2 protein-coding genes and 1 pseudogene are annotated in these 2077 nt (G+C 68.8%); 1 reads left to right on the top strand and 2 read right to left on the bottom strand.

The genetic code is table 11. The annotated features are described in order from the left end of the window. Positions 1–141: 141 nt before the first annotated feature. Both ABZX92_RS45735 and ABZX92_RS45730 read right to left on the bottom strand, forming a co-directional pair. A complete protein-coding gene (locus tag ABZX92_RS45735) occupies positions 142–825 on the bottom strand; it encodes an SDR family oxidoreductase (RefSeq protein WP_355572419.1) in 684 nt (227 codons plus the stop codon). A gap of 20 nt (positions 826–845) precedes the next feature. Then, entirely contained in the window at positions 846–1919 is a 1074-nt protein-coding gene (locus ABZX92_RS45730; RefSeq protein ID WP_355572417.1) for an MBL fold metallo-hydrolase, read from the bottom strand. Positions 1920–1986: 67 nt separating this feature from the next. Between ABZX92_RS45730 and ABZX92_RS45725 the strand changes: the two are divergent. Continuing rightward, positions 1987–2077: pseudogene (locus ABZX92_RS45725) on the top strand (hypothetical protein); the annotation flags it as partial.

Here is a 2077-nt window from a genome sequence, read left to right as displayed (position 1 = left end):
CGTGTACGGACGGACGTGCGCGCACGTCCGTCCGTACAAGCGTGTGTGGTGCTGGGACAGCTCACGCTTCGTGCCGGGCACTCCGCGAAGACCCGCATCCGTCGTCGGTGCGGCGGATGACGATCCTCGCGAAGCTGCGCGCTACCGTCCCAGGTGCGCCCCGCCGTTGACCGCCAGCACCTGCCCGGTGATGTGCCCGGCCCGCTCGGAAGCCAGGAACCCGACCAGCGCCGCCACGTCCTCCGGCGTCCCGGCGCGCCCGTTCTTCGTCTGCCCGATCAACGTCCTGAGCCGCTCCTCGGTCATCGAGCCGCCGAAGAACTCCGTGTCGACGATCAACCCGGGCGACACCACGTTCGCCGTGATCCCGCGTGCCCCGAGCTCTCCGGCCAGATCCGCGGTCCACGCCTCCACCGCCGCCTTCGCGGCGCCGTAGCTGCCGCCACCGCGGCGCCCGGCGATCGAGCCGATCGTGATCACCCGGCCGTTGTCCGCGAACCTGGGCGTGAGCGCCTCGGTCACCAGCACGGCGCTGACCACGTTGGCCTCGTAGTTCGCGAGCCACCGCGTCTTCGTGTCGTCAGCGCTGATGACACCACCCGCGTTGTTGACCAGAACGTCCACTTGGGATGGAAGGTCCGCCAGTGCCGCGCGGACCGCGTCCGGGTCGGTGGCGTCGAAAGCAACGTGCTCGACACCCGGAACCTCGGCGAGAACTTCCGCACGACGTCCGGTGATCGTGACGGCCAGGCCTTGCGAAACGAGCTCGAGAGCGATGGCCCGGCCGATACCGGTGCCGCCTCCCGTCACAACCGCAGTGCGCATGCTTCCCCCAACAGAAGTCGTCAGGCGAGAGCCTGCCACCACCCGTCAACCTCGTTCGGCGCGTCCACGTCGACCCGCTCGCCCGGCCGCGGCACCGCGAGCTTCAACCCGCGCGCCTTGGCCTCGCGCCACACGCGGTCGACCGGCTCGGTCCACGAGTGCAGCGCCAGGTTGAACGTGGCCCAGTGCACGGGGATCAACAGCCCGCCACCGAGATCGTCGAACGCCTGGACGCCTTCCTCCGGCGTCATGTGGATGTCCGGCCACGCGTCGCCGTACGCACCGACCTGCATCAGCACGACGTCGAACGGCCCGTGAGCCGCACCGATCGCCTTGTAGCCGGGGAAGTACCCCGTGTCACCGCTGTAGAACACCGAACGAGACCCGCGCTTGATCACCCAGGACGCCCACAGCGTGACGTTCCGCTGCACCGACCGCCCGGAAAAGTGTTGTGCCGCAGTACAAGTGAGCTCGAACCCGGCCACCGAGAACGACTCGTCCCAGTCCAGCTCGACGATCCGGTCATCGGGCACGGCCCACCGCCGCAGATGCGCCGCCAACCCCAACGGCACCACGAACACGCACGACGACGACGCGACCAACGCATCCACAGTCGCCATGTCCAAGTGGTCGTAGTGATCATGCGAGATCACCACAGCACTAAGAGCAGGCAAATCGGACAACGAGTGCGGAACCGGGTGCAGTCGCTTCGGTCCGACGTGCGCGGAAGGCGAAACCCGGTCACTCCACACGGGATCCAGCAGCACCGCGGCGCCGTCGATCTCGATCAGCGCGGAAGCATGCCCGTACCAGGTCACGTGCAGCCCGGACGACACCGGCGCGGCAGGCCCGACCAGTGGTACCGCGGCGGACGGCTTGCGGTCCTCACCGCCGAAGAGGAAGTCGCGCGCCGAGAAGGAGTCGCGGTCCGGGACCGTGCTGACTTCCTTGTCGTTGTGGAACTTGCCGTCCCGGTAGCGCGGCGAGCGCGACATCTCCACCGGGTCCGGCTTGCCGCCCAGCTGCCGGGGCACGTCCCGCAACGCCCACGCCACGCCCGCCAGTCCGAGCAGGCCGGCCAACGCCTTCTTCATGATCGAACCCTCTTCCCTGACCTGTGCCCGGTGCAACGCAGAAGATGCTCGCCGAGTTCCACGCGTGGACCGCATGGCGTCGCTGGCCCCGGCGGGCTTCACGCTCGCCACGGACATCGCGGAATGGCTTGTGCGCCAAGGAGTTCCGTTCCGCGTGG

It is taken from the genome of Lentzea sp. NPDC006480, assembly GCF_040611995.1.
In the GTDB taxonomy this organism is placed as follows: Bacteria; Actinomycetota; Actinomycetes; order Mycobacteriales; family Pseudonocardiaceae; genus Lentzea.
Note: the sequence above shows the minus strand (reverse complement) of the source record. Positions and strands in the feature narration are given on the sequence as shown.

What these genes read in the sequence shown, in the direction of transcription:
- ABZX92_RS45735 (WP_355572419.1), bottom strand. Translation starts at nt 825, where the DNA reads ATGCGCACTGCGGTTGTGACGGGAGGCGGCACCGGTATCGGCCGGGCC.
- ABZX92_RS45730 (WP_355572417.1), bottom strand. Translation starts at nt 1,919, where the DNA reads ATGAAGAAGGCGTTGGCCGGCCTGCTCGGACTGGCGGGCGTGGCGTGG.